Here is a 15049-nt window from a genome sequence, read left to right on the forward strand (position 1 = left end):
AGGCTGCTATGTCATTCGTTCCATTAAACCCGATCCCGCTCAAAGACCGCACCTCGATGATCTTCCTGCAATACGGGCAGATTGACGTGGTGGACGGCGCGTTTGTGCTGATCGATAAAACCGGCGTGCGTACCCACATTCCGGTTGGCTCGGTGGCCTGCATCATGCTGGAGCCGGGCACCCGCGTCTCCCACGCGGCGGCTAAGCTGGCGGCGACCGTCGGCACGCTGCTGGTGTGGGTGGGGGAGGCCGGGGTAAGGCTATACGCCGCCGGGCAACCGGGCGGTGCACGTTCCGACCGGTTGTTGTATCAGGCGCGGCTGGCGCTGGATGAAGAACTGCGGCTGAAAGTGGTGCGGCGCATGTTCGAACTGCGTTTTGGCGAACCGGCACCCAGCCGCCGCTCTGTCGAGCAACTGCGCGGCATTGAAGGCGCGCGGGTGCGCCAGACTTACAGCCTGCTGGCAAAACAGTACGGCGTGAAATGGGATGGCCGCCGCTACGACCCGAAAGACTGGGCGCGTGGCGATAAAGTCAACCAGTGTATCAGCGCTGCCACCGCCTGCCTTTACGGCATTACCGAAGCGGCGATACTGGCAGCGGGCTATGCGCCGGCTATCGGTTTTATCCATAGCGGCAAGCCGTTATCGTTTGTGTACGACATTGCCGACATCATCAAGTTTGACGGTGTGGTGCCCAAAGCGTTCGAGATTGCCGCCCGCAACCCGCTGGAGCCGGATCGTGAGGTGCGGGTGGCCTGCCGTGATATTTTCCGCAGCCAGCAAACGCTGGCCAAACTGATTCCCCTGATTGAAGACGTACTGGCCGCCGGTGAGATTGAGCCACCGCAGGCACCGCCAGACGCACAACCGCCCGCCATTCCCGAACCGGCACCCTTTGGTGACGCCGGGCACCGGGGGCATGGCGGATGAGCATGCTGGTGGTGGTAACGGAAAACGTGCCGCCGCGCTTGCGCGGTCGGCTGGCGGTTTGGCTGCTGGAGGTACGCGCTGGCGTCTATGTGGGTGATACCTCGCGCCGGGTACGGGAGATGATCTGGCAGCAGGTGGTGGAACTGGCCGAACAGGGCAATGTGGTGATGGCCTGGGCCACCAACACCGAGTCCGGTTTTGAGTTCCAGACCTTCGGCGAAAACCGCCGGATGCCGGTGGATCTCGATGGTTTGCGGTTAGTCTCTTTTCACCCTGTTGAAAATCAGTAAGTTAGCGCTCTTTAACAACCGGGAAAAATCGGTGGAATTTTACGGCCTTAAAAATACCTTATAAAACAGGTATATACTTTTAGAGTGTTCCCCGCGCCAGCGGGGATAAACCGGCTAATCCCCTCTTTCTGAAGGTTGAAGATGTGTGTTCCCCGCGCCAGCGGGGATAAACCGATGAAACCTGGTTTCTACTGCGTTGTCGTGAAGTGTTCCCCGCGCCAGCGGGGATAAACCGGCTTTTTCAGCCGCAGAATTTACCGCGACCTCGTGTTCCCCGCGCCAGCGGGGATAAACCGGGCGCGTAAACTTGCTGGTTCAATTGGCAGTGGTGTTCCCCGCGCCAGCGGGGATAAACCGGAAGAGGATAATCGAATTGTTATCTATTATCTGTGTTCCCCGCGCCAGCGGGGATAAACCGCTAGGAAACTAGTAAAACAACTGAGCGAAGCAGTGTTCCCCGCGCCAGCGGGGATAAACCGGCGATTGACGACGAAAGGGCGCGACTGGCATCGTGTTCCCCGCGCCAGCGGGGATAAACCGTTTGGGATAACGGAGAATTTACGTGCATGAGAGTGTTCCCCGCGCCAGCGGGGATAAACCGCACCCCTTGAGATGGCTCAGGAATCCGTGCACGTGTTCCCCGCGCCAGCGGGGATAAACCGTCAGCTATAAAATAATTTTTAGTGCACCTTATGTGTTCCCCGCGCCAGCGGGGATAAACCGTAAACGCTGATGCATCTAAAGTTGCGGCAGATGTGTTCCCCGCGCCAGTGGGGATAAATCAGAAACAAATCGGGCACGCGGTGTGATTACGCGTGCCCGATGTGGGTGGCCGTCAGACAGGGTTAAAACGATTGCCAGTCGTCTGCGCTGGCTGATGTTTTAGCGGCGGCGGGTTTTTTGAGCGCTAGCGTCTTCGCTGCCGGTGCCGATGAAGGCGAAATCATCGGTCGGTTACCCGCCAGGTTGTAAGACCCACCCCTTGCTTCTTCGAGATGGAAAATACTGACCACCTGTTTTAACTGCTCGGCCTGCTGTTGCAGGGATTGCGTGGCATTGTAACCCTCTCTGACCAGCGAGGCATTTTGCAGCGTGGTTTGTTCCATTTTATTAATCGCCTGGTTGACCTGCTCGATGCCCAGTGACTGCTCCTGACTGGCGACGCTGATCTCACCAACCAGTTCACTGACTTTGCGCACGCCATCCACAATCCCCTGAATGGAGACCCCGGCTTTTTCCACCAGTCGGTTCCCGGCATCCACCGTTTCGACTGAATGGCCGATCAGTTCCTTGATTTCTCTGGCCGCAGAAGCACTGCGTTGTGCCAGGTTGCGCACCTCACTTGCCACCACCGCGAACCCGCGGCCTTGCTCACCGGCGCGGGCGGCTTCAACCGCTGCGTTAAGCGCCAGAATGTTGGTTTGAAACGCGATGCTGTCGATAACGCCGATGATATCGACAATTTTCTTGGAGGAACTGTCGATAGCGCCCATGGTTTGCACCACCTCACTAACCAGTTGCCCGCCGGATTGCGCCTGGCTGGCGGTATCCTGTGCCAGTTGGTTTGCCTGTCTGGCGTTATCGGCATTCTGCCGAACGGTGGAGGTCAGTTGCTCTATCGATGCGGCGGTTTCCTGCAACGCACTGGACTGCTCGTCAGTACGGCCGGAAAGATCCTGATTGCCAGCAGAGAGCTGAGATGATGCTCCGGCGATCGCTTCAGCCCCTTCGCGCACTTCCCCGACGACGGTACGCAACTGGCCGGTCATTTCCCGTAGCGCATGTTGCAACTGTGCCAGTTCATCACGACCTTGTGGTGAAATCTCTGCGGTGAGGTCCCCTCTGGCGACAGCGTTCGTCACCTGAACGGCGGTTTGCAGCGGGCGCACAATACTGCGGGTCAGCATCCAGGCAAGCAGCGAGCCGATGAGGGTAATCATCAGACCGAGCACGCCGAGGAACAGGTAACTGCTCTGCGCCCGTGCTGAAATCTCCTCTCGCATGCGGTCAATATTGGTACGTTGGTAGTCTCGCAGTATGCTCATGCTTTTTTGGTATTGAACGGAGACCGGCAATAATCTCTGCTCAAAGACCTGCTTGGCTTGTTCCGCGTTCCCCGAGGCTTTCGCGCTGAAAATTTCATCGCGCGCTTTGATATAGGCCTGACGGTCGGCGTTGAGTTGATCCAATAGTCCTTGTTCTTCTTTTGACGACACCAGCTCGGTAAATTTTGCTACACGTTCGTTGTTCTCTTTGGTGGCGTTGGCGTTATCTGCCGCGAACACCTGCGCCAGAGAAGGGTCGCTGCTACGTGCAGTGGCGGTGGTCCGCTGTATCCCGGCTGCGAGCGTTGCTGCCCAGTCAGCGACCAGTCGTTCTTTGCGCAGCGGCACCAGCATGATTTGTTCTGCGTTCCGGGTTATCTGGTTGAGTTGATAAATACCGCTGGCAAGCATAATCAACGAAAACGCGATAAGTATCCCAAACCCTACGGATAACCGAGTACCGATTTTGTAGTTTTTCATTTTTTCTCCCGGGTTTCTCTGCCACTGGTTGTCAGATTTCCCCTATGTTCGACATAACGGATATGTTTAGTCATTTATTTTCGCAACGCGAATAATGTAGAAGGTACGACGGAGTGTCTAAATATGGCTAATTCCCGATTAATTTAATTAACATTCAATGTATTAAGACGCATTTTTATTAACAATAAAAGGTTATTATCACGTAGATGCACGTCAACGTAACTGTTTGGTTATGTCCTCTTTTCTTCTCCTGCACCATGATGCTATTTAGGGTACAGACAGTGGTGGAAATCAAAGTTTTATTGAGTAATGTTTTATTCACCTCACATTATTTTGAGTAATCTGCTGCCAGCCGTGGCAAGGCCAGCCGGATAGCCAGAATAATTGTAGATGATTCACGGTATATTGCCGTGTGCTGGTGAGATTAGGGCATGTTATGTCCCCGCAGGCGGTGATGAGATACCTGCGGGGAATACGGTGAGCAACTCAGAATCGATAGCCAACACCGACAGTAAAGCCGTTGATGGCGCGATTGCCATTGATATCCGCTTTGGTTCCTTCGTAACCTAGGTTGACAGACAGGTTTTCTACCGGATTGATGATAACCCCGGCACCATAAGCGAAGGCGTTCGATGAGAATGTACTCTTTTGCGTCCCCTGGCTGATTAACCCTTTACCGCTTTCGAAATTGAACCACTCGGAAGAGACATCGGTTTTAACGTGAGCGGTACCAATCAGCGCATATACACTGACCACGGGGTTGATGCGATAAGCCGGGCCTACCAGGAACGAGTAGTATTTGCTGTCGGCATGATTACGGATCACATCGTCACTAATACGGTTTGATACGTCAGCATCGCCATCAAGATAAGAAAAGGAACCAATCAGGCTAAGCACTGAGTCCACTTCATAGCGGTATTGCACATTAACGCCGCCAATGTTTTTCAGACCCTGAATTTTGCTTTGTGCATACCCGACAGAAAAGGTATTCATGCCTGCATGAGCGGTCAGTCCACAGAGCAATCCACTTGCCAATAACGCCGATAACACTATTTTTTTCATTATCCTATCCATTTGAAGGTTTTATTTTTTACGTCTCACTCCCCAAAGCACCTCTGTGCCAGAGGAGGTTTGCTGAATTATGTAGAGCAGAGACAACGGCAGGAAAAACCCAATGATGTACGCAACCGAAAGGTGCGCCGCCGAATAGTACTCGGCACACTGGGTTGATGGAGTCCTTGTTATCACGCGGGTGTGTTATCGGCGAGACGAAGAAATAATTCACGGCAAGAGGCATTGATGGGGGTGAAAACAGCATAATTGTCGGTTTTAGGCGAGGGTTCACGCCCCTTAACTGGTCAAACCACCCAAAAATTCCCTTTCTGTGAAGATGTTATCCGTTTTTTCTATTATCCACGGGCAAAATACCGGCGCGACAGGTCTTTATTTTGCCCGGGAAGTGGCATTATGTGCAGTTCACAATGACAGGGACTGATGCTATCCGGTCAGGCAAGGATTAACGACGTTCCACCCGGAGAGAGGCCGTGGAAGCAGAGAATACCTTGGGAGTCATTTCCCGCTATCTGAAGAAGTTGCATGTGTTGACGCTGTGTGTCAGTGACGATGACGATTTATGGTGCGCCAACTGCTTTTATGTATTTGATGATGAAAAGATTGCTTTTTATCTGATGACGGAGCCGGATACGCGGCATGGTGAGATCATGCGACGCTGTCCGCGCGTGGCCGGTACGGTCAACGGCCAGCCCAAAAGCGTGTTGCTGATTAGAGGCGTGCAGTTTCTGGGGGAAATCAGCCGCTTGAGCGGTGATGAAGAAACACAGGCACGTAATCGTTATAACGTTCGGTTTCCCATTGCGCGCAGTAGCGGCGCACCGGTCTGGAAACTGTCGCTCAACGAAATGAAGATGACCGACAACGCGCTGGGGTTCGGAAAGAAACACCTCTGGCGTCGTGATACCGTAGCGGAGGCGTGTTAACGTTCATCAATGAGAGCGCGTCGATGAGGGCGCGTTGAAGTAGGGACTCGGTGCAGCGACCTCGGTTGCCGGTGGCGCGAAGGCGCCACACGGTTGCCTGCCGGGAGGAATGCCTGCGTCGGTGCCAGCTATCACCCCAGATGTCAGTTATCAGCGCAGATGGTGAATCACCTGATTGCGACTGCCGCGCCATACCAACGTTAAATCCCGCTGTTCCTGTATAAAACGCCCGTCCACCAGTACGTTAATCAAGTCGACGACCTGGTGCTGTTCTGGCGTCAGCTCATCCAACTGGTAGCCTGTCCACATCCAGATATCCTTGCCGGGACACTCATTGTGTACCCGTTGTACCAGCCGTAGTACGTCAGGCACATTCTGCGGGTGCAGTGGATCGCCGCCTGACAGCGACAGCCCCTGTAGCGGCAGGTTGGTATTTTGCAGATCGGCGATGATGCGATCTTCCATTTCCTGTGTGAATGGGTGCCCGGAATTCAGGCGCCAGGTACTCTGGTTATAACAGCCGGGGCACTGGTGCTCGCAACCTGCCACAAACAGGGTGCAGCGTGTTCCCGGACCGTTGACCACATCCACCGGGTAGTATTGATGGTAGTTCATAGCGATGACCGTCCAAAAGGCCGCCCGCCGGGCGGCACCAGCCTCAGGCTGCAGTCGTGAATAAGGCCGTGCGCGCAAATCAGGCGCACGGCGCGGACTTATCAGCCCAGTTGCCCACTGGCAAGGTGTTTTACCCGGCGTTTGACTTCTTCCTGCTTACCGGCGTTAAACGGACGTGCATCCGGGCTACCCAGATAACCGCACACCCGACGTGTGACCGACACCCGTGCCGCGTCGTGGTTACCGCACTGCGGGCAGGTAAAGCCTTTACTGGTGCAGGTGAATTCACCGGTATAGCCGCACTCGTAGCACTCGTCTATCGGCGTATTGGTGCCGTAATAAGGAACCCGGGTGTAGCTGTAGTCCCATACGTCTTCCAGCGCCTTGAGGTTGTGCTGCAAGTTAGGATACTCGCCGTAACAGATAAAACCGCCATTCGCCAGCGGCGGGTAAGGGGCCTCAAAATCGATCTTCTGGTACGGATTGACCTTTTTCTCCACGTCGAGATGGAAGCTGTTGGTGTAGTAACCTTTGTCAGTCACGCCAGCTACGACGCCGAACTCAGCGGTATCCAGACGGCAGAAGCGGTCGCACAGGTTTTCGCTTGGCGTGCTGTACAGGCTAAAACCGTAACCGGTCTCCTCTTTCCAGCTTTCGGTGGCGGCCTTCAAACGGGCGACAATCGCCACCGCTTTCTGGCGCAGGGTTTCGTCATCAAACACATGAACCTGATTGCTGAACAAGGCGTTGATGGTTTCATGCACCCCGATATAACCCAGCGAAATAGACGCGCGGCCGTTCTTGAAAATTTCGGCGATATTGTCGTCCGCCTTCAGGCGTACTCCGCATGCCCCTTCCATATAAAGTATAGGCGCTACACGCGCTTTTACATTTTCCAGTCGGGCAATTCGCGTCATCAGCGCTTTTTTAGCTAACAGTAGGCGCTGGTCCAGTAATTGCCAGAAACGCGCTTCGTCACCGTGGGCTTCCAGCGCGATGCGCGGCAGGTTGAGGCTGATCACGCCCAGATTATTACGCCCGTCGTGGACCTGCTCACCGTTTTCTTCGTATACGCCAAGGAAGCTGCGGCAACCCATCGGCGTTTTGAACGAACCGGTGACTTCCACCACCTGATCGTAATTGAGGATATCCGGGTACATGCGCTTGCTGGCACACTCCAGCGCCAGTTGCTTGATGTCGTAGTTCGCGTCACCCGGTTTGTGGTTGAGGCCGTCGCGGATGGCGAACACCAGTTTCGGGAACACCGCCGTTTTGTGGTTTTTACCCAGTCCGGCGATACGATTACGCAGGATGGACTGTTGAATCAGCCGCGATTGCCAACTGGTGCCCAGCCCGAAACCGAAGGTGACGAACGGCGTCTGGCCATTGGCGGTATGCAGCGTATTCACTTCATATTCCAGTGACTGGAAGGCGTCGTAGCACTCTTTTTCCGTACGACTACGGGCATAACCTTCGGCATCGGGAATCTGCCATTCGCGGGCCACAGCGCAGTGTTTTTCATGGCTGGCGGTAACGAACGGTGCCAGAATTTCATCAATGCGGTTGATGGTGGTGCCGCCGTAGATATGGCTGGCAACCTGCGCGATGATCTGCGCGGTAACCGCCGTGGCGGTGGAGATGGACTTCGGCGGCTCGATTTCCGCGTTACCCATCTTGAACCCTTGCGTCAGCATGCCGTTGAGGTCTATCAGCATGCAGTTGAACATCGGGAAGAACGGCGAATAGTCGAGGTCGTGGTAGTGAATCTCGCCACGTTCGTGTGCCAGTACCACGTCGCGCGGCAGGATGTGCTGTTTGGCGTAATGCTTGGCGACGATCCCCGCCAGCAGATCGCGCTGGGTGGGAATAACCTTGCTGTCTTTATTGGCGTTTTCGTTGAGCAGCGCCATATTACTCTGCTCTACCAGCCCACGAATTTCCTGATTTAACCGGCCCTGACGCTCGCGAGCGACATCACGATCGTGGCGGTATTCGATATAGGTGCGCGCCAGTTGTTTGTATTGGCCGGCCATCAGCAGGTTTTCTACCGCGTTTTGGATCTCACGAATATCAACGCGCGCTTTCCCTTGCATTTGCTGAGCGACGGCGGCGGCGACGGTGGCACAGTAGTCCGCATCATCCACACCTGCAGCGCTAGCCGCTTTGATGACCGCGTCATTGATTCGGTTTTCGTCAAAAGGTACCTGACATCCGTCCCGCTTAATCACTACTGGTTTCATGTTATTCCTCGGTGTGTTTCCTTTGTTGAGGTTATCCACAGGCAAAAACCACGTCTGACCACGGACGTGAAGGCTGTGGATGGTTTTGTGGATAAACACAATATGTAGGTTTCTGTAAAAGGATAGACACTATATATTGAATTCGCCTGGAAGGGGGGGCAGTTTTATTGCGCTAAAATTGACCTGGCTCAAGGAAATTTGAGCATCGTAGAGAAATCAGTCTTGGTTAAATAACGATCAAAACGTAATGAGGGCGACCTGGCCCCGTCATTACTGACTTGATGGCAGTCTGTGCTTTTAGCTATCAAGGCATCTAGACATCCATATAGGCTTTTTGTATGGTGGCGGGAAATCTCTTTTATACGATGACGTGATTAAGGAAAGACAATGGCAGACAACGTTCTGATTTTGGACGGGGGAATGGGGCGTGAACTGGCACGTATTGGCGCTCCTTTTCGTCAGCCGGAGTGGTCGGCGCTGGCGCTGATAGAGTCGCCGCAGCATGTGCGTCAGGTGCATGACAGCTTTATTGCTGCCGGTGCACAGGTGATTACCAGCAACAGCTATGCCGTGGTGCCTTTCCATATCGGCGAGGCGGAATTTAGCGCACGGGGTCAGGCTCTGGCCGCATTGGCCGGTCAACTGGCGCGTCAGGCGGCGGATGCCGCCTCGCACCCGGTACGTGTCGCCGGTTCGCTGCCGCCGGTGTTGGGCTCATATCGTCCTGATCTTTTTAACGCCGAGGCGGCGACGCCGATCCTGAAGACGTTGATCGATGCCCTTAACCCTTATGTTGATGTCTGGCTGGCGGAAACCCAAAGCTCGCTGGCGGAAGTGGCGCTGGTGCGTGAACTGTTGGCGAGCGACCCGCGCGAGCTGTGGCTGTCATTTACGTTGCAGGATGAGCTGGATGCTGACGGTCATGCCCGCCTGCGCTCCGGTGAAACCGTGGCCGCTGCCGCACAGGAGGCTGCCCGTCTGGGGGCCGCGAACCTGTTGTTCAACTGTAGCCGTCCGGAAGTGATGGCCCCCGCGGTGGCACAGGCCAGCGCGACCTTAAGTGCGCTGTCGGCACCGATTGGTGTGGGCGTGTACGCCAACGCGTTCGAGCCGGATGATAATCAGCGCGGCGCGAACGAAGGGCTGAGCCGACTGCGTACCGATACGCACCCGGAAGGCTACCTGCAATGGGCGCAAGAATGGGTGGCGCAAGGGGCATCGCTGGTCGGGGGCTGCTGTGGCATTGGCCCGGAGCATATCGCCCGTCTGGCACAGGCATTCCACCGTCAGGCGTAAACACCGACGGTCATTTTTATAACGATAATAACTATCCGTAACGGATAAGCACTCACGAAGGGAACACAACATGAATCGTCGTCACTTTATTAAAAGCGCCTGCGCCTTATCCGTCGCGGCGGCGGCTACCGGCTGGCCGTTGAGCGCCGCCTGGGGCGCGGATGCCGCAGAGCAACCGAAAAAAGGCGGTCATTTGATAGTTGGGGTGGATAACGCCTCCAGCACCGACCGTCTCGACCCGGCATTTTGGTTTGAAACCTATATGTACTTCGTGGGGTCTCAGCTATTTAACAACCTGCTGGAACTGGATGAAAAAGGCGAGCTGGTGCCGTCGCTGGCCGAATCCTGGGAGAGCAAGGACGGCGGACGCACCTGGGTGCTGGCTATCCGCAAAGGCGTACAGTTCCATGATGGCCGTACGCTCAGCGCCAAAGACGTGATCTATTCGCTCAACCACCACCGTGGTGAGAAATCCAGCTCGTCGGTGAAAGGCTATCTGGACCCGGTGGTGGCGATGGACGCCACCGGTAGCCACGAGGTCACCCTTCGTCTGAACGAACCGAACGTAGAATTCATCGCACTGCTGAGCGACGTGCATTTTGCCATTACCCCGGAAAACGAAAATTTCGACAAAGGTATCGGTACCGGTGCCTTTATTCTGGAGAGTTTCCAGCCAGGCGTGCGCACGTTGGTAAAACGCAATCCGAATCACTGGAACAGTGCGCGCGGCCATGTCGACTCGGTCGAAACGCTGGCGATGAACGACTCTACCGCCCGTGTGGCAGCGCTGGTGAGTGGCTCCGCACACATTATCAACCGCGTGAACCCGCGTATTGTCGGGCGCATTCAGAACATGCCGACCCTGCAACTGTTGCGCTCGCGTGACAGCCAGATTTTCACCTTCCCAGGTTTGAGCAATGTCGCACCGTTTAATAATGAAGATGGCCGACTGGCGCTGAAATACGCGATCGATCGCCAGCAGATTATCGATACGGTGCTGGGTGGCTATGCCAGCGTGGCGAACGATAACCCGATTTTCCCGTCCAACCGCTATTTCGCCAAAGACATTCCCCAGCGTCCCTACGACCCGGAGAAAGCCAAGTGGCACTGGCAGAAAGCCGGGTTCAGCGGCCCGCTGACACTCTCTGTCGCTGATGCCGGTTTCCCCGGCGCGGTGGATGCCGGTCAGTTGTATCAGGCGTCTGCGCAGAAGGCAGGCATTACGCTGAATGTAGAGCGTGTGCCGGACGACGCGTTCTGGGACAATGTGTGGATGAAAAAACCGTTCGTGTCCTCTAACTGGTCGGTTCGCCCTACCGCTGATGCGCTGTTGTCGCTGGTGTTCACCAGTCAGGCACCGTGGAACGAATCTGGCTGGAAGAATGATGCGTTCGACCAACTGGTACGTGCGGCACGTGGTGAAGCCAACGAAGACAAGCGCCGCCAAATCTACCATGACATTCAGGTGATGCTGGTGGATCAGAGCAGTGAAATCATTCCGCTGTATGCTGACGCGCTCGACGCCTGCAGTACCAAAGTGAAGGGATTGAATGCCATTCCAGGCTTCCCACTCAGCGGCAACCGTGCTGCGGAAAAAGTGTGGCTGGCCTGAGAGAGATAAAGGGCGGGTAAGATGCAGGTAAAAGGCAGGTAATGTGACGATGTTTCGCCGAAGGACCATGTTTTGCCAAAAGGCCATGTTTTGCCGATGGACGGTGCTTGAACAATGGGCTGGTCGCTACCCGCTGCTGATGTTGATTTTGCGGCGCTTGCTGGCGGGTGTGGCGATGGTTGCCGTGGTATCGGTACTGATTTTTGCCGGTATTCAACTGCTGCCGGGCAATGCCGCTACCGCTATTCTGGGGCAGACGGCAACGCCGGAAGCGGTACGTGCGCTGAATGCCCAGTTAGGGCTGGATCAGCCCGCGGTATCGCGTTATCTCAACTGGCTATGGGGCATGGTCGGCGGCGATTTCGGCCAGAGTTTTACCAGCCGTCAGGCGATTGCGCCGGTGCTGGCATGGCGTCTGGAAAATACGTTGTTTCTGGCCGGGTGTACCGCCGTGGTGGCGGTGCCGCTGGCGCTGCTGATAGGCTTTTTGTCGGTGCGTTATCAGGGCAGTTGGCTGGACCGGCTGCTCAATCTGTTTACCCGCGTCGCGGTGGCGTTGCCGGAGTTTTTCTCCGGCTACCTGCTGATTTTGATTTTTTCCATCACCCTGTTCTGGCTGCCGAGCAACAGTAATGTGAGCGATCATATGCCGCTTGGGGCACATTTGACGGCTATCGCGCTACCCTGTCTGACGCTGGTGCTGGCAGTTCTGGGCCACATGAGCAACATGACCCGTGCGGCGCTGATAGGCGCGCAAAACGCCGCCTATGTCGACACGGCATTGCTGAAAGGGATGTCGCCTTCGGTTATCCTGCTGCGCCACGTGCTGCCCAACGCCTGGGGGCCGATCATCAACGTGATTGTTCTTAACCTGGCGTACCTGATGGTAGGCGTGGTGATTGTCGAAAGCGTGTTTGTTTACCCTGGGCTTGGTCAGTACATGGTCGATAGCATCAGTAAACGCGATATGCCGGTGATTCAGGGCTGCGCGCTGGTGCTGGCGACGATTTACATCCTGCTGAATTTGCTGGCAGATGTGGTATCGCTGATGGCGAACCCGCGTCTGCGCCATGCCCGGCGGTAATGCCGTCAACCGAATGGATATCTGTACATGCCTGCTGTAAAACCTTCCGTGGTGCTCGGTCTGCTGGGGCTGGGTCTGTTTATTGGGGTGGCGTTATTCGCGCCCTGGATTGCGCCTTACCCGGCCGATAAGGTGGTGGCGGGTGCCTGGTTGGGACCCATGCCGCAGGCGTGGCTGGGTACTGACAATATCGGGCGTGACCTGTTTTCCCGCTTGATTTGGGGAACGCGTACCTCGCTGGCGGTGACTGCACTGGCGGCAGCGTTAGCGTTTGCGCTGGGCGCCGGGCTGGGTTTTCTGGCCGGGGTGTGTGGCGGTTGGGTGGACCAACTGATTTCCCGCGTTAATGACGTGCTGATGGCGATCCCGACACTGATTCTGGCTCTGGTGGTATTGGCGATGCTGCCGAAAAGCACCTTCATCATCATTCTGGTTCTGGGCGTGTTGGAAGCCACTCGCGTGCTGCGGGTAGCGCGTTCGCTGGCGGTGGATATCGCCACCCAGGAGTTCATTGAGGTCGCGCGACTGCGCGGTGAGTCGATGGGGTGGATCCTGTGGCGTGAGATTTTACCGAATGCGCGCAACACGCTGGTGGCGGAATTCGCGCTGCGTTTCATCTTTATTTTGCTGTTCCTGTCGGCGTTGTCGTTTCTGGGGTTAGGGATCCAGCCGCCCACCGCCGACTGGGGTGGACTGGCTCGTGACAATAAAGACGGCATCCTGTTTGGGGTGTGGGCGGCGCTGGTGCCGGGGGCGGCCATCGCATTGCTGGCGGTGTCGCTCAATGTGGTGGCGGACTGGCTGCTAAGCCGTGACGGTCGTAACTGGCGTGGAGGCCGTCATGAGTGAGTTGCTGCGGGTCGAACAGTTGTGCGTGACGGCAGGCGGCCGGGCACTGGTAGAGGACATCAACTTTACCCTTCATAAAGGGGAAGTGTTGGGGTTGATTGGCGAGTCCGGCGCGGGGAAATCCACCATCGGTCAGGCGATTCTTGGGCACTGTCGTCACGGCATGCGTATTGAAATCGGGCATATTTGGTTTCAGAACGGTGATAAGCGCAGTGATCTGGCCTCGCTATCAGAGCGTCAGCTGCGGGCTGTTCGTGGCGCACGCATTGCTTATGTGGCGCAATCCGCCAGTGCCTCGTTTAACCCGGCGCAGCGTATCGGCGAGCAGGTGATTGAAACGGCGGTGCGTCACGGTGTGTTGTCACGCCAGCAGGCGGTGGCACGGGCAATTGAACTGTTTACCCAACTGTCGTTGCCGGAACCGCAAACCTTCTTCCAGCGTTATCCGCATCAGGTATCCGGCGGTCAGTTGCAGCGGGCGATGATCGCGATGGCGATGTGCGCTGGCCCCGACCTGATCATTTTTGATGAACCGACCACCGCGCTGGACGTGACCACCCAGCTCGGAGTACTCAACGCCATCGATGAGATTATCCGTCTTACCGGTGTGGCCGCATTGTATATCAGCCACGATCTGGCGGTGGTGGCGCAAATCAGCCACCGCATTATGGTGTTACGGCATGGTCGTCAGGTAGAAACCGGCGACACCGCGTCATTGCTGGCTAGCCCTGTTGAAGCCTACACCCGTGACCTGTTACAGGCGCGTGGCGAACCCAAGGTACCGCAAGCGGCGACAGATGACATCTTGCTGGATATCCGTCATCTTGGTGCACGTTATCAGCAACAACCGGTATTGCAGGACGTATCGTTGCAACTGGCGCGTGGACGCACGCTGGCGGTGATCGGCGAATCAGGGTCGGGCAAGTCAACGCTGGGGCGTACCCTGTGTGGGTTGCTGGCACCGGCAGGCGGCGAGATTCGGCTTAATGGCGACGCGCTGCCAGCGAAACTGGTGCAGCGCAATCGTGCTCAGTTGCAATCGATCCAGATGATTCATCAGCATCCGGACACCGCGCTCAACCCGCGTTTACCGGTCGGTGTGCAGATTGAACGCTCAATGGTGTGCCTGACCCAACTGGACGCCGCCGCGCGACGCTTGCGCGTCAGCGATTTGTTGCATCAGGTCGGGTTGCCCGCGGAGATGGCGCAGCGTTACCCCACCGCGCTGTCAGGTGGTCAAAAGCAACGCGTTTGTATTGCCCGCGCACTGGCGGCACAGCCGTCGCTTATCATCTGCGACGAGCCGACCTCGGCGCTGGACCCGCTGGTCGCCCGTGACGTGCTCGCGCTGCTGCGTCAGATCCAGCAGGAAACCGGTGTGGCTTATCTGTTTATCACCCACGATTTACACGTGGTGCGCGAAGTGGCTGATAGCGTGGCGGTGCTGCGTCACGGCCATATTGTCCGGCAAGGCCCGGTGACGGAAGCCTTGTCACCGCCGCTGGATGACTACACGCAGCAACTGCTGCTGGCGGTGCCAGAAATGCGCTGCGGCTGGTTGCGGGATGTGATGGCGCGGGAAAGTTCCGCCTTGTCATAACCGAATACG

Annotated in this window: 12 protein-coding genes and 1 CRISPR repeat array; of the genes, 8 read left to right on the top strand and 4 right to left on the bottom strand. The window is 56.3% G+C overall.

Annotated elements, in window-relative coordinates; all coding sequences use genetic code 11:
* Positions 1 to 8: 8 nt before the first annotated feature.
* Both cas1e and cas2e read left to right on the top strand, forming a co-directional pair.
* Entirely contained in the window at positions 9 to 932 is a 924-nt protein-coding gene (gene cas1e / locus DD586_RS01820; protein WP_012883103.1) for a type I-E CRISPR-associated endonuclease Cas1e, read from the top strand.
* The gene (cas2e, locus tag DD586_RS01825; RefSeq protein WP_012883104.1) at positions 929 to 1222 is read left to right on the top strand and encodes a type I-E CRISPR-associated endoribonuclease Cas2e; all 294 of its coding nucleotides are present in this window, start codon (positions 929 to 931) and stop codon (positions 1220 to 1222) included. The genes cas1e and cas2e overlap by 4 nt, the downstream gene beginning before the upstream one ends.
* Before the next feature lie 84 nt (positions 1223 to 1306).
* A CRISPR array of direct repeats spans positions 1307 to 2006; the repeat unit is 29 nt; unit sequence GTGTTCCCCGCGCCAGCGGGGATAAACCG.
* A 61-nt stretch (positions 2007 to 2067) separates the two neighbouring features.
* Here cas2e and DD586_RS01830 read toward each other — a convergent pair.
* The gene (locus DD586_RS01830; protein WP_012883105.1) at positions 2068 to 3747 is read right to left on the bottom strand and encodes a methyl-accepting chemotaxis protein; all 1680 of its coding nucleotides are present in this window, start codon (positions 3745 to 3747) and stop codon (positions 2068 to 2070) included.
* Between the two features lie 486 nt (positions 3748 to 4233).
* Entirely contained in the window at positions 4234 to 4809 is a 576-nt protein-coding gene (locus tag DD586_RS01835; RefSeq protein WP_012883106.1) for an Ail/Lom family outer membrane beta-barrel protein, read from the bottom strand.
* 482 nt (positions 4810 to 5291) lie between these two features.
* Between DD586_RS01835 and DD586_RS01840 the strand changes: the two genes are divergently transcribed.
* Complete coding sequence (locus tag DD586_RS01840; RefSeq protein WP_012883107.1) at positions 5292 to 5744, top strand: YhbP family protein; 453 nt, start codon at positions 5292 to 5294, stop codon at positions 5742 to 5744.
* A 150-nt stretch (positions 5745 to 5894) separates the two neighbouring features.
* On the opposite strand, the gene nrdG is transcribed toward DD586_RS01840, so the two are convergent.
* Positions 5895 to 6359: an anaerobic ribonucleoside-triphosphate reductase-activating protein gene (nrdG, locus tag DD586_RS01845; RefSeq protein ID WP_012883108.1), complete on the bottom strand. Its 465-nt coding sequence runs from the start codon at positions 6357 to 6359 to the stop codon at positions 5895 to 5897.
* Positions 6360 to 6460: 101 nt separating this feature from the next.
* Positions 6461 to 8599 (bottom strand): anaerobic ribonucleoside-triphosphate reductase, encoded by a 2139-nt coding sequence (gene nrdD / locus DD586_RS01850; RefSeq protein WP_012883109.1) that lies wholly within the window; start codon positions 8597 to 8599, stop codon positions 6461 to 6463.
* A 387-nt stretch (positions 8600 to 8986) separates the two neighbouring features.
* Here nrdD and DD586_RS01855 point away from each other — a divergent pair, with 387 nt between their 5' ends.
* The 5 genes from DD586_RS01855 to DD586_RS01875 all read left to right on the top strand — a co-directional run bounded on the left by DD586_RS01855 (position 8987) and on the right by DD586_RS01875 (position 15040).
* Positions 8987 to 9895, top strand: coding sequence for a homocysteine S-methyltransferase family protein (locus tag DD586_RS01855; protein ID WP_012883110.1), 909 nt, complete (start codon positions 8987 to 8989; stop codon positions 9893 to 9895).
* Between the two features lie 70 nt (positions 9896 to 9965).
* Complete coding sequence (locus DD586_RS01860) at positions 9966 to 11507, top strand: ABC transporter substrate-binding protein (protein WP_012883111.1); 1542 nt, start codon at positions 9966 to 9968, stop codon at positions 11505 to 11507.
* An 85-nt stretch (positions 11508 to 11592) separates the two neighbouring features.
* Complete coding sequence (locus DD586_RS01865; RefSeq protein WP_049779801.1) at positions 11593 to 12591, top strand: ABC transporter permease; 999 nt, start codon at positions 11593 to 11595, stop codon at positions 12589 to 12591.
* Between the two features lie 27 nt (positions 12592 to 12618).
* Positions 12619 to 13440 carry an ABC transporter permease gene (locus tag DD586_RS01870; protein WP_012883113.1) on the top strand — a complete coding sequence of 274 codons (822 nt, stop codon included), beginning with the start codon at positions 12619 to 12621 and terminating at the stop codon, positions 13438 to 13440.
* Positions 13433 to 15040, top strand: a complete 1608-nt coding sequence (locus tag DD586_RS01875; RefSeq protein ID WP_012883114.1) for an ABC transporter ATP-binding protein — start codon at positions 13433 to 13435, stop codon at positions 15038 to 15040. The genes DD586_RS01870 and DD586_RS01875 overlap by 8 nt, the downstream gene beginning before the upstream one ends.
* Positions 15041 to 15049: the final 9 nt, after the last annotated feature.

This window comes from Dickeya parazeae Ech586 (genome assembly GCF_000025065.1).
In the GTDB taxonomy this organism is placed as follows: Bacteria; Pseudomonadota; Gammaproteobacteria; order Enterobacterales; family Enterobacteriaceae; genus Dickeya; species Dickeya zeae.